Raw genomic sequence first — 17619 nt, forward strand, 5'->3', positions numbered from 1 at the left:
AGCTCTTGGCCAATGTTGCTTCGTCAATATCTGCGTGCGCGCTAATGCCACGCCAGTAGCAGTAACCCGATCACCGCCGCGACGAGCACTGGCCACTCCTGGGTGGCCGCCCACTGGCTGAGCGGCTGCCACGCCAGTGCGATGGCGAGCAGAATCAGCCCTAAGCGAAGGCGATAGGATCGCTTGCCTTGGCGCGTTAGGTGGTGACGAATCGAGGTGATCGCGCTGGATTGTTGGTGGCGTTGACGATGCTCATACTCCATGCGGCTAAGCGCCTTGTGAGCTAACACCGGTAGCTCCGGTAGCTGGTGGGAGAGCTCGGGCGCCTGGCGTTTGAGAGAATCCCACAGCCCGCGTGCGCCCGCACGCTCTTTCATCCAGCGCTCTAAAAACGGCTTGGCAGTGCTCCACAGGTCTAAATCTGGGTAAAGCTGGCGGCCAAGGCCTTCGATGTTGAGTAGCGTTTTTTGCAACAGTACCAGCTGCGGCTGCACTTCCATATTAAAGCGTCGCGCCGTTTGGAATAAGCCGAGCAAAACTTGGCCAAATGAGATGTCTTTTAACGGTTTTTCTAAAATCGGTTCGCACACGGTTCGAATCGCTGCGGCGAATTCGTTGGCGCGGGTGTTTTCACCCACCCAGCCAGACTCGATGTGCAGCGCTGCGACTTCATAGTAATCCTGGTGGAAAAACGCCAGCAGGTTACGCGCCAAGTAGTCTTGGTCCTCGCGGGTGAGGCTGCCGACAATGCCGCAGTCGATAGCAATGTACTGGGGATTTTCGGGGTCATCGCAGTTAACGAAAATATTGCCCGGGTGCATGTCGGCGTGAAAGAAGTTATCGCGAAAGACTTGGGTAAAAAATAACTCCACGCCGCTCTCGGCGAGTTTTTTCAAGTTGGTGTTGCAGGCAGTCAAGGTGGCCATATCGGCCACCGGCACGCCGCGAATACGCTCTTGCACCATGACGTGTCGCCGTGTGTAAGGCCAGTGAATGGTGGGCACGAACAGCAGCGGCGAGTCTTTAAAATTGCGTTTAAGTTGCGAGGTGTTGGCCGCCTCTTTGTAGAGATCAAGCTCATCAAACAATGTCGATTGGTAGTCGCGGATCACTTCCACCGGACGCAAGCGTCGCGCTTCGGGCACTTTAGATAGCAGCTTGGCGATCTGGTAGAGCAGCGCGATGTCTTGGCGCATGATGCGCATAATGCCCGGGCGAATGATTTTGACCACCACTTCTTCGCCGCTGTGAAGCGTGGCGGCGTGGACTTGGGCAATTGACGCCGAGGCCAGCGGAACGCGATCAAAACTGGCAAACGCATCGCTAAGCGACATATCGAGCTGCTTTTCTACCCGTGCCACGGCCGCATCGCCGGGGAAGGGGGGGACTTGATCCTGTAGGCGTTTGAGTTCGTCGGCGATATCTTCGGGGAGTAAATCGCGGCGCGTTGAGAGCATCTGGCCGAGCTTGACGAAAATCGGCCCCAAGCCTTCTAGCGCTAAGCGCAAGCGCTCGCCGCGGGAGCGCTCATCCCGAGGGAAAAGTTTTAGCGGCGAGAACCACAGCAGCGTACGCATCCACCAGGGAAGGCGCTCCAGCGGGATTAACGTATCCAAACGGTGGCGGGCAATGATCCAGCCAATGCGCACTAAGCGTAGGCTCATGTCGGCGTCTCTCCCGAACTGTCCGTCACACTTTTTTCTTGGGCCTCGCTATTTTGCTGGGTTAAGCGTCGGTGTAAGCGCTTTAAGCGTGCCTCTAAGCGGTCGGTAGCGACCTCAAGATCGGTGAGATGATCGCGTAGTACCTCGCGCTGCTGACGCCCGGGTAGCAGCCGCGCCTCTTCAAATACGTATTCGGAGACATCCGCCATCAACTCGTCTTTGGCGCGCAGGCCCCAGCGCGCCGCGCGGCGCAGACCCTCGGCCAGCGAATGGGCGGGCGTTGCTCCCAGCCAGCGAGCGAGCTCGCTTTCCCAGTCGATATCCAGATCTGTTAGAAGCTCACGGGTGGATTCCAGCAGGTGCGTGCGGCCACGCACCGAGAGCTTGCCTTCAAACATTAGTCGCTCAACGGAAGTGCCGCTGATCCACTCGGATAGCGCCTCCGGCGTAAGCTCAACCACTGCATCGGCGCCGGCTTCGTCGAGCGCCTCGGCGCGGAGCAAATCGATGCCGCCGCGATGAAAGTGCAGCAAGAGCTGAAGGTGTGGCTGCTCTAAGCGAATCAGCAGCCGGCTGCCTGCGAGGGCTTCAAGGCGTGCTGGGGCGGCAGGGTCACGGGCTAGCAGCGCGTTTAGCGTGCGCTCGCAGCCAGCCAATAGCAGGGCGGGCGTTACCAGCATGCTGACCTCGTCGTCGCTGCGCATATCGTCGCGGAGTCCTTCGTGGCTAACCTCATTGATACTGGCGTTGTCGATTGCTTCATAGTTTGATGCCGCGGTGCAGCGCGACAATACCACCGGTCAGGTTGGTGTACTCAACGCGGTCAAGTCCCGCAGTTTCCATCATGCCTTTGAGTGTTTCTTGATCCGGGTGCATGCGGATGGATTCGGCCAGGTAGCGATAACTTTCTTCATCGCCGGCAACAAACTGACCTATTTTCGGCAGCAAACGGAACGAATACTCATCGTACGCCTTGGTGAGCAGCGGGTTGTCGGGCTTGGAAAACTCCAGCACGAGAAGACGCCCGCCGGGTTTTAGCACGCGGGCCATGGAGCGCAGAGCAGCGTCTTTATCGGTGACGTTGCGCAGGCCAAAGGCAATAGTGATGCAGTCAAAACTGTTATCGGGAAACGGCAAGCACTCGGCATTGGCCTGCACGTACTCGACATTGCCGCCCACGCCGTTATCCATCAGCTTGTCGCGCCCCACGTGCAGCATCGAGGCGTTGATGTCGGCGAGTACGACCTTGCCGCGCGGGCCCACCATGCGCGAAAACTTAAGTGTTAAATCGCCCGTGCCGCCGGCGATATCCAACACGTGATGACCGGGGCGAACGCCCGAGCGCTCAATCGTTAGACGCTTCCATAGGCGATGAATGCCCATCGACATCAGGTCATTCATGACGTCATAACGGGCGGCAACGGAGTGGAAAACATCGGCGACGCGCGAGGCTTTCTCATCGACCGACACTTCTTCGTAGCCGAAGTGGGTCGTGCGCTTTTCCGTGGGGCTCATGGGGCGGTAGCTCCCGAAGTCGAGACGGTTAAACCGTGGGTGAAGTCGTAGTTAACACTGTCGTAAAAAAGTTGAGCGCCATTGTAGCCTTGTCTGCCCCGATTTGTCTGCGCTGCTGCGGCGATTCACCTAGACCGGCTTAACCTCAATGCCTAGCGGCTCGCGGGAAGCGCCAGCGTCTTCAAGCCGCTGCAAATAGTCGCGCCAGTAATCGTCTTGGTGAGTGGCAAGCTCGTAGAGATAGTTCCAACTAAATAGGCCGCTGTCGTGGCCGTCGTCAAAATGCAGCTTGAGGGCGTAGTTGCCCGCCGGGGTAATGTTTTGCAGGCCCACGTGTTTTTTGCCAACTTGCAAGACGGCCGTGTCGCCGCCGTGGCCGCGCACTTCCGCAGAAGGCGAGCATACACGCAAAAGCTCAATCGGTAGCCGATAGCTTTCGCCGTTGGCATAGCCGAGTTCAAGTTCGCGGGCTTTCTTATGGTAGTGAACGCGGGTAGGCGTATTAGCGCTCATGACGGTGCCTCATGGCTGGGAGCTAACATGGAAAAGGACGAACGAACATAGATAAGAGCTAGCATAGATAAGAGCTAGCGCAAACTGCCCAGCGGAGCCGGGCAGTTTGTAGGCGCGAATTACACAACGATTTACATGTTACAAGATATAGCGTGAGAGATCTTCGTCAACGGCAAGTTCGCCAAGCTGCGCGTTGACGTAGTCGGCGTCAATTGAGAGCGGGCTTTCCATATCGCCACCGCGGAACGACGCTTCTTCCAAGAGTCGCTCCATTACCGTGTGTAGGCGGCGTGCGCCGATATTTTCGGTGCCTTCGTTAACCTGCCAAGCAATCTCGGCGATGCGCTCGATGCCGTCTGGGGTGAAGTCAATATCCAGCCCTTCGGTGGCCAGTAACGCTTGATATTGCGCGGTCAGCGATGCCGACGGTTCGGTGAGGATGCGTTTGAAATCCCCCGGTGTGAGCGCGTCGAGCTCAACGCGAATCGGCAGGCGGCCCTGTAATTCGGGAATCAAATCCGACGGACGCGACAGGTGGAATGCCCCCGAGGCGATGAACAGAATGTGGTCTGTCTTGACCATGCCGTGCTTGGTCGACACGGTGGAACCTTCGATCAGCGGCAATAAGTCGCGCTGCACACCCTCGCGGGAAACCTCGCCACCGCTGGATTGGCCGCTGCCCTTGGCGACTTTATCGATTTCATCCAGGAACACGATACCGTGCTGCTCGACCGCTTCCACAGCGCGCGATTTGATATCCTCCTCGTTGACCAGCTTGCCCGCTTCCTCGTCGCGCAGCAGGCCAAAGGCGTCTTTGACTTTGACGCGGCGCGTTTCGCGCTTTTGTTGGCCCATGTTGGAGAACAGGCTCGACAGCTGCTGGGTCATCTCCTCCATGCCCGGCGGCGTCATGATATCCACGTTCGGCCCCTGCTGAGATAGCTCGATATCGATCTCTTTATCATCGAGCTGGCCTTCGCGCAGTTTCTTGCGGAAGGTCTGGCGTGTGCCGTTATCTTCGCGGGGTTGGTCTTCCTGACCGCGGGGCGGCGGCAGCAGCGCATCGAGGATGCGGTCTTCCGCCGCGTCTTCGGCGCGGTGACCCACTTCCTCTTTGGCTTGCTCGCGCACCATTTTGATCGCGGCTTCCATCAAATCGCGGATGATCGATTCGACATCGCGGCCCACGTAGCCCACTTCGGTGAACTTGGTCGCTTCCACCTTGATAAAGGGCGCGCGGGCAAGCTTGGCCAAGCGGCGGGCAATTTCGGTTTTACCCACGCCAGTCGGGCCGATCATCAGGATGTTTTTGGGCGTCACTTCTGCGCGCAACTCGTCGTCGAGCTGCATGCGGCGCCAGCGGTTACGCAAGGCGACGGCGACGGCGCGCTTGGCATCTTGCTGGCCGATGATGAACTGATCTAACGCGTGAACGATCTCGCGGGGAGTCATCTGAGTCATGGCTTATAGCTCTTCCATCGTGACGTGGTGGTTGGTGAACACGCAGATGTCACCGGCGATTTCTAGCGATTTCTCGGTAATCTCACGCGCCGAAAGGTCGGTGTTTTCCAACAGCGCCCGGGCGCTTGAAAGCGCGAAGTTGCCGCCGGAGCCGATGGCGATAATGCCACGCTCGGGCTCAACGACATCGCCATTACCGGTAATGATCAGCGAGGCGCTGTGGTCGGCTACCGCCAAGAGCGCCTCTAAGCGGCGTAGGGCACGGTCGGTACGCCAATCTTTCGCCAGCTCCACGGCGGCCTTGGTGAGGTGGCCTTGGTATTTCTCTAGCTGCGCTTCAAAGCGCTCAAACAGCGTGAAGGCATCGGCGGTGCCGCCGGCAAACCCGGCCAGCACTCTTCCGCGGTAGAGGCGGCGGACTTTACTGGCGTTGCCTTTCATCACGGTGTTGCCCAGTGACACCTGGCCATCCCCTGCCAGCGCAACTTGGTCACCGCGACGCACGGAAACAATCGTAGTCATGGAGATAACTCCTTGTGGGAGGCGAGCTCCCGATGACGAACCGGCCGCCAAGGCGGCGGCCGCTGAAAAAAAGCGAGTCCCAACAAAATGCGGGCAGCCGATAAAAAATCAACCGCCCGCTGAGCTGTGCTGGCACGTTTTTCAGTTCCGGTGTGTGTTTTAGTTCTGTAGCTGGATCAAAAGCGGCTCAATGCCTTGCGTGCCCATCAAATCCTGCGCCCGCGTGAGCTCGCGGGTGTCTTCGTAAGGGCCTACTTGCACCCGGTGCCAGGTATTACCACCGGCCTGTACTTCGCTAATTTGCGCCAACAGGCTCAAATTACGCAGTCGGCTGCGTAGCTTTTCGGCATCGTTGAGCTCGCGAAAAGACGCTGCCTGCAGCATATAGCGCCCCGGCGGCGGGGGCTCCGTTTGTGCGTTAGTTGATGGGCTGGTGTCGGTGCTATTGGCCGCGATCACTCGGGCGATGGGGTCATCCTCGCTGACCGAGGGGGTGCTATCGCTTGGCACCGATTCATTCACTGGCGGTTCCGCGATGACTTCGGTCGCATCGGCGGTTGCCTCTGGGCGATTGACGCTAGAAGGCACGGTGCCTCCCGGGGCGATAACTTCGGTTTCCGGCAGCAGCGTGTAAAACTCAAACGTCGGCATCGAGGGCTCGTCGTCCTGCTCGGTTTCTCGGGCGGCGTTTTGCGCCTCGCGCTGCTCTTTGGAGATCACCGTGGCTTGGGGTGTGTCGTCCGGCTGCTCCTGCCACGGCGCGGTGCCATGCTGATGCTGTGCCAGGAAGAACCCCGCCGCCATCCCGGCCAACCCCCATAGCCAGCCGGGTAGCCGAAAACCCGCCTGCTTTTTAGCTGGCTTTTTGCGCTGCGAGGTGGCGCCACGGGTGGGTTTCTTGCGCGGGGTGGCCATGGGTTACATCTCCTCTGGCGCGCTAACACCCATCAAATCGAGGCCGTTGCGCAGCACTTGGCGCGTCGCCAGGCCTAAACTCAAGCGGGCGTTACGGGTGGCATCGTCATCGACCATTACCTTCACCGCGTTGTAGCAGGTGTGGAAATCGCCAGCAAGGTCCAGCAGGTACTGCGCGACCTGCTGCGGCTCGCGGTTTTTGGCGGCATGTTCGACCACTTCAGGAAAGCGCGCTAAGCGATTGAGCACGGCTTTTTCCTGATCGCTGTCTAGCAGCGCCAAGTTTTCCAGCGCCAAGTCGTGCATAAACGGCTGATCGGCGTCTTGGGCTTTACGCAGCATACTGCACACCCGCGCGTGGGCGTACTGAATGTAGTACACCGGGTTGTCGTTAGACTGCGAGCGGGCGAGATCAATGTCGAAAGTCAGCTGCGAATCGGCGCGGCGGGCGGCGAGGAAAAAGCGCGTCGCGTCGCGGCCGACTTCATCGATCAAGTCGCGCACGGTTACGTAGCTGCCCGCGCGCTTGGAGAGTTTTACCTCGACGCCTGAGCGGGTCACCATCACCATCTGGTGCAGTACGTAATCCGGCCAGCCCTTGGGAATGCCGACTTCCAGCGCCTGCAGGCCAGCACGCACACGGGTCACGGTGGAGTGGTGGTCGGCGCCTTGCTCGTTGATCACGGTTTTGTAGCCGCGCTGCCACTTATCGAGGTGGTAGGCGACATCGGGCAGGAAGTAGGTGTAGCCACCTTCGCGCTTGCGCATCACGCGGTCTTTGTCGTCGCCGAAATCGGTGGTGCGAAGCCACAGGGCGCCGTCTTCCTCAAACGTGTGGCCGCCATCGATCAGTTTCTCAACGGTGGCGTCGACCTTGCCATCCTGGTAGAGCGACGATTCAAGGAAGTAGACGTCGAATTCAACGCCGAACGCCTTGAGGTCGAGGTCCTGCTCGCGGCGCAGCCACGCTACGGCGAACGCTTGAATCGCATCGAGATCATTTGGGTCGGTCATGGCGGTCACTTCGCGGTCGTCGGCGGTGACGGTCTTGCCCGCGAGGTAGTCGTTGGCGACATCGGCGATGTACTCGCCGCGATAACCCTCTGCGGGCCAGCTGGCGTCGTCGGGACCGAGGCCCTTGGCGCGCGCTTGCACCGAGAGCGCGAGGTTTTTGATCTGCGCGCCGGCATCGTTGTAATAAAACTCGCGGGTGACGTCATAACCGGTTGCTTCGAGCAGCCGGCACAGGCAATCGCCAATCGCCGCGCCGCGGCCGTGGCCCACGTGCAAGGGCCCGGTGGGGTTGGCGGAGACAAACTCGACCTGCACCTTTTCGCCTTTGCCGAGCATGCTGCGGCCAAAGGTGTCGCCGCAGTCGAGCACTTGCGCCACCACCTGCGCGGCGGCATCGGCGGCGGCGAAGAAGTTGATAAAACCGGGGCCGGCAATCTCGGTTTTTTGCACGGCATCGCTTTCCGGTAGGGCGTTAATCACGGCGTCTGCCAGCTCGCGCGGTTTCATGCCCGCCGGTTTGGCCATCGCTAGCGCCAAGTTGGTGGCGTAATCGCCGTGGGCTTTGTCTTTGGTGGGGTCGACTTTGATCGTCGGGGACATATCGTTTGGCAGCACGCCTTGGTGCTTGAGCGCGGCAACGGCGCCTTCGAGCAGAGAAACAATGGTGTCTTTCATGGGCAGTATCCGGGTAACGTCGGTGGCGGCGTGCGCGGGCGCCTGTAACGGGCGCGCATCGTAAAGGGCGTATTATCGGCGATTGTTGCCCACTTTCAAACCAGTGTCTGTGGGTCGATGTCCAGCGACCAGCGAACGCGGCGTGCGTCGCGGCTTTGCTCCAACCACTGCACCAACACGCTGGCGGCCTGGTGGAGCTGGCTGCGTTTGTCGGCGCTAAGCATGATGTGCAGGTGGTAGCGGTTTTGGCGTCGCTCCATGGGCGCTGGCACCGGGCCTAAACAGCGCACCGGGCTTTGCTGGGTGTTGACCCACTCGTGCAGGTAAAGCGCGGCATCTTGGGCCAGCGTCGTGGCGGCATCGATCTGCGGGCTTTCCACGCGCAACAGCGCCATAAAGCTAAACGGCGGCAGCTGCGCGATGCGGCGCTCTTCGAGTAAATGGCGCGCCAGCGCTCCGTAGCCGTGTTCGGCCAGTTGGCTAAGATGCGGGTCGTCGGGGTGGAGCGTTTGCACCAGCACACGGCCGGGGTCGGCAGCGCGCCCGGCGCGCCCCGCGACTTGCTCCAATAATTGCGCGCTGTGCTCCAAGGCGCGAAAGTCGGCCGCATACAGCCCGCCGTCGGCATTGATCACCACCACCAGTGTGACATGAGGCAAGTGGTGGCCCTTGGCCAGCATTTGTGTCCCCACCAGAAGACACGGTTCGCCGCGCTGGATGTCTTTGATGATTTGCTCGAAGCTATCTTTGCGCCGGGTACTATCGCGGTCGATGCGATATACCGGCGTTTTGGGGAATAAGCCCTGCAGTGTCTCTTCGGTGCGCTCGGTGCCAGCGCCGAGCGCGCGCAGGTCACCGCTGCCGCAATCGGGGCATGCATCCGGCAGTGCACGGCGGCTATCACAGTGGTGGCAGGCCAACAGCGGGGGGTGGCGGTGGAGCGTCATGCGGGCATCGCACGCGTCGCAATCGGCGATCCATCCACAGGCGTGGCAGGCCAGTGTCGGGGCAAAGCCGCGACGGTTGATAAAAACCAGCACCTGCTTGCCCGCTTTGAGCGTGTGTTTAATCGCCTTGATAGCGCCGGGCAGTAGTCCACCCTGGCGCGGTTGATGGCGCAGGTCGGTCAGTTCGATTTTCGCCGGCGGGTGGCGGCTGGCACGCTGGGTCAAGTGTAGATGACGGTAAGTGCCGTCGAGCCCGCGCTGCAAGCTCTCTAAAGAAGGCGTGGCGCTGCCCAGCACCACTGGGATTTGGTGGTGATGGGCGCGGGCGACGGCGAGATCGCGGGCGTGGTAACGTAGGCCATCCTGCTGTTTGTAAGAGCCGTCGTGCTCTTCGTCGACGATGATCGCGCCGGGGTTGGCAAGCGGGGTGAATATCGCCGAACGGGTGCCGATGATGATTAGCGCGCGACCGCTGGTGGCGGCTTCCCATACGTCAAGGCGTTCGGGGTCGGTGAGGCCCGAGTGCAGCGCCAGCACCGGCACGTTAAAGCGGCGGCGAAAGCGTGCCAACGTCTGCGGCGTGAGGCCGATTTCCGGCACCAGCACTAGCGATTGCTTGCCCTTGGTGGCGACGGCTTCGATCAGCTGTAAATACACCTCGGTTTTGCCGCTGCCGGTGACGCCTTCGATAAGGCAGGGGTGAAAGCCATCAAGCTTCTCGTGCAGCGCAGCAAGCACCGCGGCTTGCTCGCGATTAAGCGGCAGCGCCGGGGAGGCGAGTAAGTGCCCGCTCGGCGAGGCGGGTGCGGTGAGCGTAATCTCGCGGGACTCAATCAGCCCTTTTTGCGCCAGCCGTGTGAGCGTGTCGTGGCTGAAACCGTGGGCGCTAATGGCCCGCCCCGGCATACCGTGCGGGTGCTGCCCAAGAAGTGCCCAAAGCTCGGCTTGGCGTGTGGCGCGGCCAAAATTCGGCTCCGCAGGTGACGTGGGTGAGCGCTGCCACAGAGTTTGCGTGCGCCCGGCCATGGGGTGGCCTTGACGCAGCCGGGCGGGCATGGCATTGGCGAGTGTATCGCCCAGGCTGTGCTGATAGTAGCGGGCAGTAAAGCGGCACAGCCACCGCCAGTCCGCCGGTAGCGGTGCGTCGTCGAGGGCCTCGCTTACCGCGCGAAGCTGCGCTTGCGGCAGTTCGCTCTTCTCGGCTAACTCCATCACCACACCGATGACCTCGCGGCGCCCAAGCGGCACGCGCACGCGTAATCCCGGCTGCCAACCGCAGGCAGGCGCTGACGCGGCGGGCAAGTAGTCAAACAGGCGCCTTAGCGGGGAAGGAAGCGCCACGCGTAAAATAGGCGAGGCGATAGAAAGGGTACGTGGCAATTGGCCTCCGGCGTTAGGTTTGCTAGAATGTGCGGCCGCTTGAATCCAGGCGATTCGAGCGATTAACCGGTTAATCGTTTTTCAAAACCCGTATGCGGTGCCTGGCATGTGATCAGGTGGCGGCATACAGCTCAACGAGGCTCAAGATGAAACAAGGTATCCACCCAAAATACAACACGGTCACCGCCACTTGTTCGTGCGGCGCTGAGTTCCAGGTTGGCTCCACGTCTAACGAAGGCTTTAGCTTGGACGTCTGCTCTAATTGCCACCCGTTTTACACCGGTAAGCAGAAGCAAGCGACCACCGGTGGCCGTGTCGAACGCTTTAACAAGCGTTTTGGCGCCGCAATCAAGCGCTAAGTCGCTCGACTGCATCGCTTAAGTACGCTACGTGTTGATCTAAACCCCTGGCTTTGGCCGGGGGTTTTTTATAAAAAACGCGTTGGTTTTGGAATAAGTTTCCATAAATGTTACCCAAAATCGCTAAGGTATGCGTTATGGCGGGCGTGTTTTTATATAAGTTTCAGCAAATAATGCCGAAATGACGTGAAAAAGAACGAAAAGTCTATTAAACGGCCGTTTTGTGCTGCTGCGAGCCTCATGCTTGAGGCGCTTGGCGTTTTTCTATACTCTGAAATAACGATTTGATTTCTACGTTAACTTGGACCCTGACCATGACGGATGCATTTAAGCAGGCTGCTTTGGATTATCACGCCAAACCCATTCCCGGTAAGCTCTCGGTAGAGCTGACCAAACCGACCGCCACCGGGCGGGATTTGGCGTTGGCGTATAGTCCTGGCGTGGCGGAGCCGGTGCGAGAAATTGCTCGTGATAGCGAGAATGTCTACCGCTATACCGGGAAGGGTAATCTCGTTGCCGTTATCTCTGATGGCAGCGCCATTTTGGGTTTGGGAAATCTCGGCCCGATGGCGAGCAAGCCGGTGATGGAAGGTAAAGGCGTGCTATTTAAGCGTTTTGCCGGAATTAATTCGGTGGATATCGAAGTCAATGCGGAAAGCCCACAAGCGTTTATCGACACCGTAGCGCGCATCGCCGATACCTGGGGCGGCATCAACCTTGAGGATATTAAAGCGCCAGAGTGCTTTGAGATCGAAAAAGCCCTGATTGAGCAGTGTAATATCCCCGTGTTTCACGATGATCAGCATGGCACCGCGATTGTTACCGCTGCCGGTATGCTCAACGCCTTGGACATCGCCGGAAAAGCGATTGAAGACGTGAAAATCGTCTGCATGGGCGCCGGGGCCGCCGCCATTGCTTGCATGCGCCTGCTGGTGGCCTGTGGCGCGAGCCAGGACAAACTCGTGATGCTCGACCGTCGTGGCGTTATCCATAAAAGCCGAGAAGGCATCAATGCGTATAAGGCCGAGTTTGCGCTGGATACCGATATGCGCACTCTGGATGACGCCATCGATGGCGCCGATGTGTTTGTCGGCCTTTCCGGCCCTGGACTGCTTTCCGCCGATCAGGTGAAGAAGATGGCGGCGGACCCGGTCATTTTCGCCTGCACCAACCCCGACCCGGAAATTCACCCGGATGTCGCCCGCGAAGCGCGCCCGGATGTGATCATGGCCACCGGTCGGTCGGATTTCCCCAATCAAGTCAACAACGTGCTGGGCTTTCCGTTTATCTTCCGCGGAGCGCTGGACGTTCGCGCCAGGCGTATCAACGAGGCAATGAAGGTTGCTGCGGTTCACGCACTAAAAGATCTCGCCCGCGAGCCGGTACCGCAAGAGGTACTCGATGCCTACGAGTGCGACGAAATGAGTTTCGGCCGCGAGTACATTATCCCTACACCCGTGGATATTCGCCTGTTGGATCGTGTCTCTTCGGCCGTCGCGCAGGCTGCGGTGGAGACTGGCGTGGCGCGCAAACCTTACCCGGCGCACTACCCGCTGCAAAGCATCAACGACGTTTACGGTTAATGGCGTAATGCGCGCGTGACGCGCGTTATCGATCAAAACGACGATGCCCGCTTTTTGCGGGCGTCTGTCTTTCTAGCAGAACCGTTTTAGCAGAATCGTTTTTCGCTGACTCGCTTGTAGCAAAACCCGCTTTAACGGATCGGTTCATCATGCAGGCGCATTAAGCCTTCCTGCGCCGTGGAGGCGATCAGCAACCCTTCGCGGTTATAGATGTGTCCGCGCGCGAGCCCGCGTGCGCCACCGGCCCAAGGGGAGTCGGTAGCATATAACAACCAATCATCCAGGCGAGCGTCGTTGTGTAGCCATAGGGCATGATCGAGGCTGGCGATACGCAGTTTGGGGTCGGTGTATTCTACGCCTTGGGGCAGAAGTCCGGTGGTAAGCAAATTGAAATCCGACGCGTACGAGAGCAGGTGACGGTGCAGCGGCGCATCATCGGGAAGCTTCCCTCCGGCGAAGCGAAACCATAGGCAGCGTTCGGCGGGTAGATGGCCGTCGAGTTTGCCGGGCAGGTATAAAAACTCGCTTGGATGGCCCTTAAAGCGCGAATGGTGCGCTTGACCGTTTTCCAGGAGCATTTCCGGCGTGGGAACATCCGGCATCCGGCACTGATGGGCAATCGGGTTGGGCTCCGGCGTATGAAAAGAAGCACTGCAAAAAAAGATCGGCCGCCCTTTTTGAATCGCGGTGACCCGGCGGGTGGTAAAGCTTCCGCCGTCGCGCACGGTGTCGACTTGGTAGACCACGGGGCGGTGGGGGTCGCCGGGGCGTAAAAAGTAGCCATGTTGCGAGTGCGGGTGGCGCTCGCCGGGCACGGTGCTGGAAGCGGCCGCGAGCGCTTGCCCGAGAACTTGGCCGCCGTACAGCTGAGGGAAACCTAAATCCTGGCTCTGGCCGCGAAACAGCGTTTCTTCTAGTGGCTCTAGATTGAGCAGGTCAACAAGCTGGTTCAGTGCGTCAGTCATAAAAAGCGGGTTCCTTGAACGGTATCCTTATCGCTATCATACGGGCGTTTGGCCTACCATAACGGAGTTTGCCACCATGCGCAGCGATGAATTTTACATGCACCGGGCGCTCGATCAGGCGCATTTGGCTTTTGCGGCAGGCGAAGTGCCGGTGGGCGCGGTCGTGGTGGCACCCGATGGTGAAGTGCTCGCCGCCGCTTACAACACCCCGGTGGCCGGCTGCGACCCTAGTGCTCATGCGGAAATTCTTGCCCTGCGTCGCGCCGGTGAAAAAGCCCGCAACTACCGCCTGGATGGTTGTACGCTGTTTGTGACGTTGGAGCCGTGCATGATGTGCGCTGGCGCCATGGTCCACGCGCGCATTGCGCGGCTAGTCTACGCCGCCCCAGAGCCGCGTACGGGCATGGTGGAGTCAAAAGCCAACTTGCTCGCTCAGCCGTGGTTCAACCACCAAGTGGCGGTGACGGGTGGCGTGCTAAAGGCACCGTCAAAGCAGCTGCTGAAAGCTTTTTTTGCCGACCGCCGTTCAGACTAATCGGTTTTAGCGCTTGCTACGCGGTTGCGTCCCTGCGTTTTGGTGCGGTAAAGCGCCTCGTCAGCGGCCTGCATCAAGCGCGGCATATCGACCTCGCCTTGAGTATGAGTGACAACACCCGCGCTTAGCGTCAACGGCGTGTCGTCAGCGTGGGCCAGCGAGAGCGCCATCATTTGGCGTCGCAGCTGCTCGGCAATCGCCAAGGCGTGTTGATGATCGACCCCCGGTAGCCACGCGACAAACTCCTCACCGCCATAGCGCGCAAAGATGCCGCCGTGCTGTTCAATAAGAGCTGCACCGAGCTTGGCGGTGGCTTTTAAATAGTCATCTCCTACTAGGTGGCCAAGCTGGTCGTTGATGCGTTTGAAGTGGTCAATATCACAAAGAATCAGGCTTAGCGGGAGCGCCTGTGTGTCATCGCGAGCCCGTTCTAAAAAGTGGCGGCGATTGGCGATCCCAGTGAGTTCGTCGTGGCGCGCAAGCCACTCCACCTCTTTTTGCAGTTGGCTGCGCTTTTTAATTTCTCGCTGCAGCATATGGTTACTAAAGCGCATGGCGCGATGCTGTTCACCGAGGCGCTTGAAAGTATAGAGCACCAGATAAAGCAGATACGCCAGTACAAGCGCAATGCTTAAGCCAATGGAAGGCAGTCGCTGCATTTGGCTCAGTAGGTAATCGCGGTTGGGCTGGCGGGAGAGCGTGAGTGGTTCTTGGCCGAGGGTCAGCGTGTAATGGTGCTGCCAAGGGCCAGGGTGAGTCGAGGTGCCAAAGCGCGCGAGAACGTTGCCGTTATCGTGCCAGCGCAGCGCCGCATGCTCAGGAGTGAGGGGAGCAAATAAAATGTCCGCGAGCATCGGGATGCTCACCGCCATCGCGGCCGCGCCGACCGGGGTTTGGTTGGCGGTTTTGATCGGCCAATAATAAATGATACCGGGTCCGCCTTGTAACAGTTCCACCAGCCCCGTGCTGCCTTTGCTTTCCCCCTGGAGCGCCGGCGCTAACGCTTGTCTACCGCTCGGCTGAGCCTCAAACAACCGTTGCCCCTGGATATTGCGATTGAGCAGCGTGGGTGGGTAAACGTGGGTGACTTGGCTGTCGTTCGCGATAAAGGCGATATTCAGGAAGTAACGAAAATCAGCGTGGTAATCTGCCGCCTGACGCGCCCATTGTTGCGCGCTAGGTGCTTCATCGAGCAGTTGCCAAAAGCGCGAGAAACGGCGCATGGCTTGGCGGTGCGCTTGGATATCGGACGTTAATCGGCTGATCAGCTCCTTGCCTTCGGCGTGGGTGCGTTGATAAAGCGCCGATTCCATATAGCGATGCTGCTGTTGCCATAGCAGTAACGCCAATAGCATTAGGGTGATCGCGGGCCATAACGCGCTGCCAATGTAGCGCTTGTCGCGCCAGTGCGACCAAACAAACGCGATGTGGGTAGCGATCATCAGGGTCAACGTAAAAAGGGCGCCGCCGCTTGCGTTGTAGTGGAGCAGGGTAGGTGGGTCGTGGCCAATGATCCGGTCAATTAGCTGGGTGCAGAGCAACAGTAGCGCGGCAGCCAGCAGCACAGGCGCCCCAAGGCGGGCTAGCTGGCGCAGCAGCAGGCTAAGCGCGAGCAGTGCAAGCGTTAGTGTTACCAGTAGCGGCGCGCGCCACGTTTCAAGCCGGCTGTCGGATAGAACCCCGCTGGCCCAGGCTTGCCATTGTGCCGTGCTGATCCATCCTTCCGGCGTGATGTAGCTTAAAAAACCCGGTAGCAGTAGCACCAACGTGAGCCCAGCGAGGCTACGCGCCAACACCTCGCGTTGGATAAGTGACGCCCATAACGCGAGTGTCGAGGTGATTAAGGTGACCGTGCTGATGCTAAGGGCGTTGGCAAACCCAACGGCCGCCGCTGCGCTGGTTAATATCAGCCACCATGTGGCGGGGCGGGTGGGTAATCGCATGAAGCCCTCGGATTAATTAAGCGGCGGCACAGGGTCAAAGAGTAGCAGACCCTCATCGTTGACCGTCGTTTGCTCAAGTTGGAAGAACTGCCGCCGGCTACGCTCAATGTACTCGATCATTTCATAGTAGCGACGGATGTTACGCACATAGATCACGGGTTCCCCACCGCGGGCGTAGCCGTGGCGCGTTTTGCTATGCCATTCGCGCTGTTGCAAAAGGGGCAGTGCCTCGCGCACATCCGCCCAGCTATCCGGGTTGTCGCCGCGCATTTCCGCGATTTTACGCGCGTCATAAAGATGCCCCAGGCCGACGTTGTACGATGCCATCGCCATATACAAACGGTCATCGCCGGTAATGCTCTCAGGCAAGCGGTCGTGAATGCTGCGTAAATAGCGCGCGCCGCCGTCGATACTCTGTGCCGGGTCGCGGCGGTTTTCGATCCCCACCTCTTTCGCCGTGGGGCGGGTAAGCATCATCAGCCCGCGCACGCCGGTGGGGGAGACTGCATCCGGGTCCCAGTGCGACTCTTGATACCCGAGGGCGGCAAGCAGCTTCCAATCAAAGCCGGTCTTGCGGGCGGCTTGCTTGAACAGCCCCTCATAGCGCGGCAGGCGCGAATCTAGGTGGGATAAAAACGTGCGGGTGCCCACGTACTCCAAATAATCGTCGTGGCCGAAATAGCGCGACTTGAGACGATCGAGCATGCCGCTCCCCTGAAGGTCTTCCAGGAAGCGGTTGGCAGCTTGTAAAAAGCCCAGCCCACGCCCACTGGGTACCGCCCACGCCATGGAAATGGGTTCGCCAATGAAAAAGCCTCGCTCGACGTTGGGAAAAAAAAGCCGGTTGAGACGAAATTGATGATCATAGATCACCGCCGCATCAAGGCTTTCGTCTTCGATTTGCGCCATGAGCTCGGCCACTTCGAGCTCGTTGGACTCTTTCCAGCTCAGCGCAGGGTAATCGGCCTGTAACTCGCGCAGGTTGGCCGATGTGCCCGAGGCGCTTAAGGTACCGATTTCCAAGCCGATCAAATCGGCTGGCTCGTCAATGCCATAAATCCCCCGGCGATAGACCAAAAGCGGCTGCATGTTAATAATCGGCCGGGTGAAGTGAATGCCCGGTGTGTCAGGCGCAAGCGGCAGCCCCGCCGCGCCAAGATCGCCCCGTTCACGCACGGCAGGGAGCACGCTGTCCACGTGGTGGCTCGCGTCGAGGTTTAGGCTCACTCCTAAATAGTCGGCGAAGCGGCGCATCAGCTCGTACTCAAACCCCGTCGGGCCGCGGCGCCCCTCATAGTAGGTCGTGGGTGAGGTGCGGGTGTGCACCGTCATAAAATCGCGGTCGTGAATTTGGTTTAAGTGCTCGCCGGGCGGGGTGAGCGAAATCGTCGGCACCATCACCAGCAACACGACGGCAATAAGCGCGTAGTAGAAGCTGGACAGGGCCGAAAAGTGGCGGTAAATCAGCGTTGTCATGGCATCTTATCGGCATGGGTCATGACGTCACGATACCCAGGCCGAGCCTGGCTGTCATCTTGCCGATTTCGTGTGTTCCACGCTTTCCAGTATCATAGGGCTCAATCAGTGTCATAAAAGAGGGTCGCCCTGCGGCCTGGTGATTTCCTGCT

The 17619-nt window shown here is 59.4% G+C and carries 15 protein-coding genes; 3 read left to right on the forward strand and 12 right to left on the reverse strand.

All coding sequences use genetic code 11. From position 1 onward, the window contains the following. Positions 1-41: 41 nt before the first annotated feature. From ubiB to HZS81_RS03880, 9 genes are all read right to left on the reverse strand, one after another. On the reverse strand, positions 42-1664 hold the full coding sequence (ubiB, locus tag HZS81_RS03840) for a ubiquinone biosynthesis regulatory protein kinase UbiB (protein WP_179929232.1): 1623 nt from the start codon (positions 1662-1664) through the stop codon (positions 42-44). Further along, positions 1661-2344, reverse strand: coding sequence for a ubiquinone biosynthesis accessory factor UbiJ (locus HZS81_RS03845; RefSeq protein ID WP_179929458.1), 684 nt, complete (start codon positions 2342-2344; stop codon positions 1661-1663). The genes ubiB and HZS81_RS03845 overlap by 4 nt, the downstream gene beginning before the upstream one ends. A gap of 79 nt (positions 2345-2423) precedes the next feature. Beyond that, entirely contained in the window at positions 2424-3179 is a 756-nt protein-coding gene (ubiE, locus tag HZS81_RS03850; protein WP_179929233.1) for a bifunctional demethylmenaquinone methyltransferase/2-methoxy-6-polyprenyl-1,4-benzoquinol methylase UbiE, read from the reverse strand. A gap of 129 nt (positions 3180-3308) precedes the next feature. Continuing rightward, positions 3309-3692 (reverse strand): gamma-butyrobetaine hydroxylase family protein, encoded by a 384-nt coding sequence (locus HZS81_RS03855; RefSeq protein ID WP_179929234.1) that lies wholly within the window; start codon positions 3690-3692, stop codon positions 3309-3311. A gap of 138 nt (positions 3693-3830) precedes the next feature. After that, positions 3831-5153, reverse strand: coding sequence for an ATP-dependent protease ATPase subunit HslU (hslU, locus tag HZS81_RS03860; protein ID WP_179929235.1), 1323 nt, complete (start codon positions 5151-5153; stop codon positions 3831-3833). A gap of 3 nt (positions 5154-5156) precedes the next feature. Beyond that, positions 5157-5675, reverse strand: coding sequence for an ATP-dependent protease subunit HslV (hslV, locus tag HZS81_RS03865; protein WP_179929236.1), 519 nt, complete (start codon positions 5673-5675; stop codon positions 5157-5159). Positions 5676-5834: 159 nt separating this feature from the next. After that, complete coding sequence (locus tag HZS81_RS03870) at positions 5835-6590, reverse strand: SPOR domain-containing protein (protein ID WP_179929237.1); 756 nt, start codon at positions 6588-6590, stop codon at positions 5835-5837. A gap of 3 nt (positions 6591-6593) precedes the next feature. Beyond that, positions 6594-8279, reverse strand: a complete 1686-nt coding sequence (gene argS, locus HZS81_RS03875) for an arginine--tRNA ligase (RefSeq protein WP_179929238.1) — start codon at positions 8277-8279, stop codon at positions 6594-6596. A 95-nt stretch (positions 8280-8374) separates the two neighbouring features. Next, positions 8375-10606 carry a primosomal protein N' gene (locus HZS81_RS03880; protein ID WP_179929239.1) on the reverse strand — a complete coding sequence of 744 codons (2232 nt, stop codon included), beginning with the start codon at positions 10604-10606 and terminating at the stop codon, positions 8375-8377. A 146-nt stretch (positions 10607-10752) separates the two neighbouring features. On the opposite strand from HZS81_RS03880, the gene rpmE reads away from it, so the two are divergent. Together rpmE and HZS81_RS03890 are read left to right on the forward strand one after the other, a co-directional pair. Beyond that, positions 10753-10965: a 50S ribosomal protein L31 gene (rpmE, locus tag HZS81_RS03885; protein ID WP_179929240.1), complete on the forward strand. Its 213-nt coding sequence runs from the start codon at positions 10753-10755 to the stop codon at positions 10963-10965. Between the two features lie 314 nt (positions 10966-11279). After that, entirely contained in the window at positions 11280-12548 is a 1269-nt protein-coding gene (locus tag HZS81_RS03890) for a malic enzyme-like NAD(P)-binding protein (RefSeq protein WP_179929241.1), read from the forward strand. Between the two features lie 131 nt (positions 12549-12679). Here HZS81_RS03890 and HZS81_RS03895 read toward each other — a convergent pair whose 3' ends face one another. Beyond that, the gene (locus tag HZS81_RS03895) at positions 12680-13513 is read right to left on the reverse strand and encodes an acyl-CoA thioesterase (protein WP_179929242.1); all 834 of its coding nucleotides are present in this window, start codon (positions 13511-13513) and stop codon (positions 12680-12682) included. Between the two features lie 76 nt (positions 13514-13589). On the opposite strand from HZS81_RS03895, the gene tadA reads away from it, so the two are divergent. Further along, positions 13590-14048: a tRNA adenosine(34) deaminase TadA gene (gene tadA, locus HZS81_RS03900; protein WP_179929243.1), complete on the forward strand. Its 459-nt coding sequence runs from the start codon at positions 13590-13592 to the stop codon at positions 14046-14048. On the opposite strand, the gene HZS81_RS03905 is transcribed toward tadA, so the two are convergent. Together HZS81_RS03905 and mltF are read right to left on the reverse strand one after the other, a co-directional pair. Continuing rightward, positions 14045-15991: a sensor domain-containing diguanylate cyclase gene (locus HZS81_RS03905; RefSeq protein WP_179929244.1), complete on the reverse strand. Its 1947-nt coding sequence runs from the start codon at positions 15989-15991 to the stop codon at positions 14045-14047. The two genes, tadA and HZS81_RS03905, sit on opposite strands and share 4 nt — an antisense overlap. Before the next feature lie 12 nt (positions 15992-16003). Then, positions 16004-17467, reverse strand: coding sequence for a membrane-bound lytic murein transglycosylase MltF (mltF, locus tag HZS81_RS03910; protein WP_179929245.1), 1464 nt, complete (start codon positions 17465-17467; stop codon positions 16004-16006). Between the last annotated feature and the right edge of the window lie 152 nt (positions 17468-17619).

The organism is Vreelandella salicampi (genome assembly GCF_013415105.1).
In the GTDB taxonomy this organism is placed as follows: Bacteria; Pseudomonadota; Gammaproteobacteria; order Pseudomonadales; family Halomonadaceae; genus Vreelandella; species Vreelandella salicampi.

Coding starts and splice junctions, on each gene's coding strand:
- argS (WP_179929238.1), bottom strand. CDS start 8,279: ATGAAAGACACCATTGTTTCTCTGCTCGAAGGCGCCGTTGCCGCGCTC.
- HZS81_RS03845 (WP_179929458.1), bottom strand. CDS start 2,344: ATGCTGGTAACGCCCGCCCTGCTATTGGCTGGCTGCGAGCGCACGCTA.
- rpmE (WP_179929240.1), top strand. CDS start 10,753: ATGAAACAAGGTATCCACCCAAAATACAACACGGTCACCGCCACTTGT.
- tadA (WP_179929243.1), top strand. CDS start 13,590: ATGCGCAGCGATGAATTTTACATGCACCGGGCGCTCGATCAGGCGCAT.
- hslU (WP_179929235.1), bottom strand. CDS start 5,153: ATGACTCAGATGACTCCCCGCGAGATCGTTCACGCGTTAGATCAGTTC.
- HZS81_RS03870 (WP_179929237.1), bottom strand. CDS start 6,590: ATGGCCACCCCGCGCAAGAAACCCACCCGTGGCGCCACCTCGCAGCGC.
- HZS81_RS03855 (WP_179929234.1), bottom strand. CDS start 3,692: ATGAGCGCTAATACGCCTACCCGCGTTCACTACCATAAGAAAGCCCGC.
- HZS81_RS03895 (WP_179929242.1), bottom strand. CDS start 13,513: ATGACTGACGCACTGAACCAGCTTGTTGACCTGCTCAATCTAGAGCCA.
- mltF (WP_179929245.1), bottom strand. CDS start 17,467: ATGACAACGCTGATTTACCGCCACTTTTCGGCCCTGTCCAGCTTCTAC.
- hslV (WP_179929236.1), bottom strand. CDS start 5,675: ATGACTACGATTGTTTCCGTGCGTCGCGGTGACCAAGTTGCGCTGGCA.
- HZS81_RS03890 (WP_179929241.1), top strand. CDS start 11,280: ATGACGGATGCATTTAAGCAGGCTGCTTTGGATTATCACGCCAAACCC.
- ubiB (WP_179929232.1), bottom strand. CDS start 1,664: ATGAGCCTACGCTTAGTGCGCATTGGCTGGATCATTGCCCGCCACCGT.
- HZS81_RS03905 (WP_179929244.1), bottom strand. CDS start 15,991: ATGCGATTACCCACCCGCCCCGCCACATGGTGGCTGATATTAACCAGC.
- ubiE (WP_179929233.1), bottom strand. CDS start 3,179: ATGAGCCCCACGGAAAAGCGCACGACCCACTTCGGCTACGAAGAAGTG.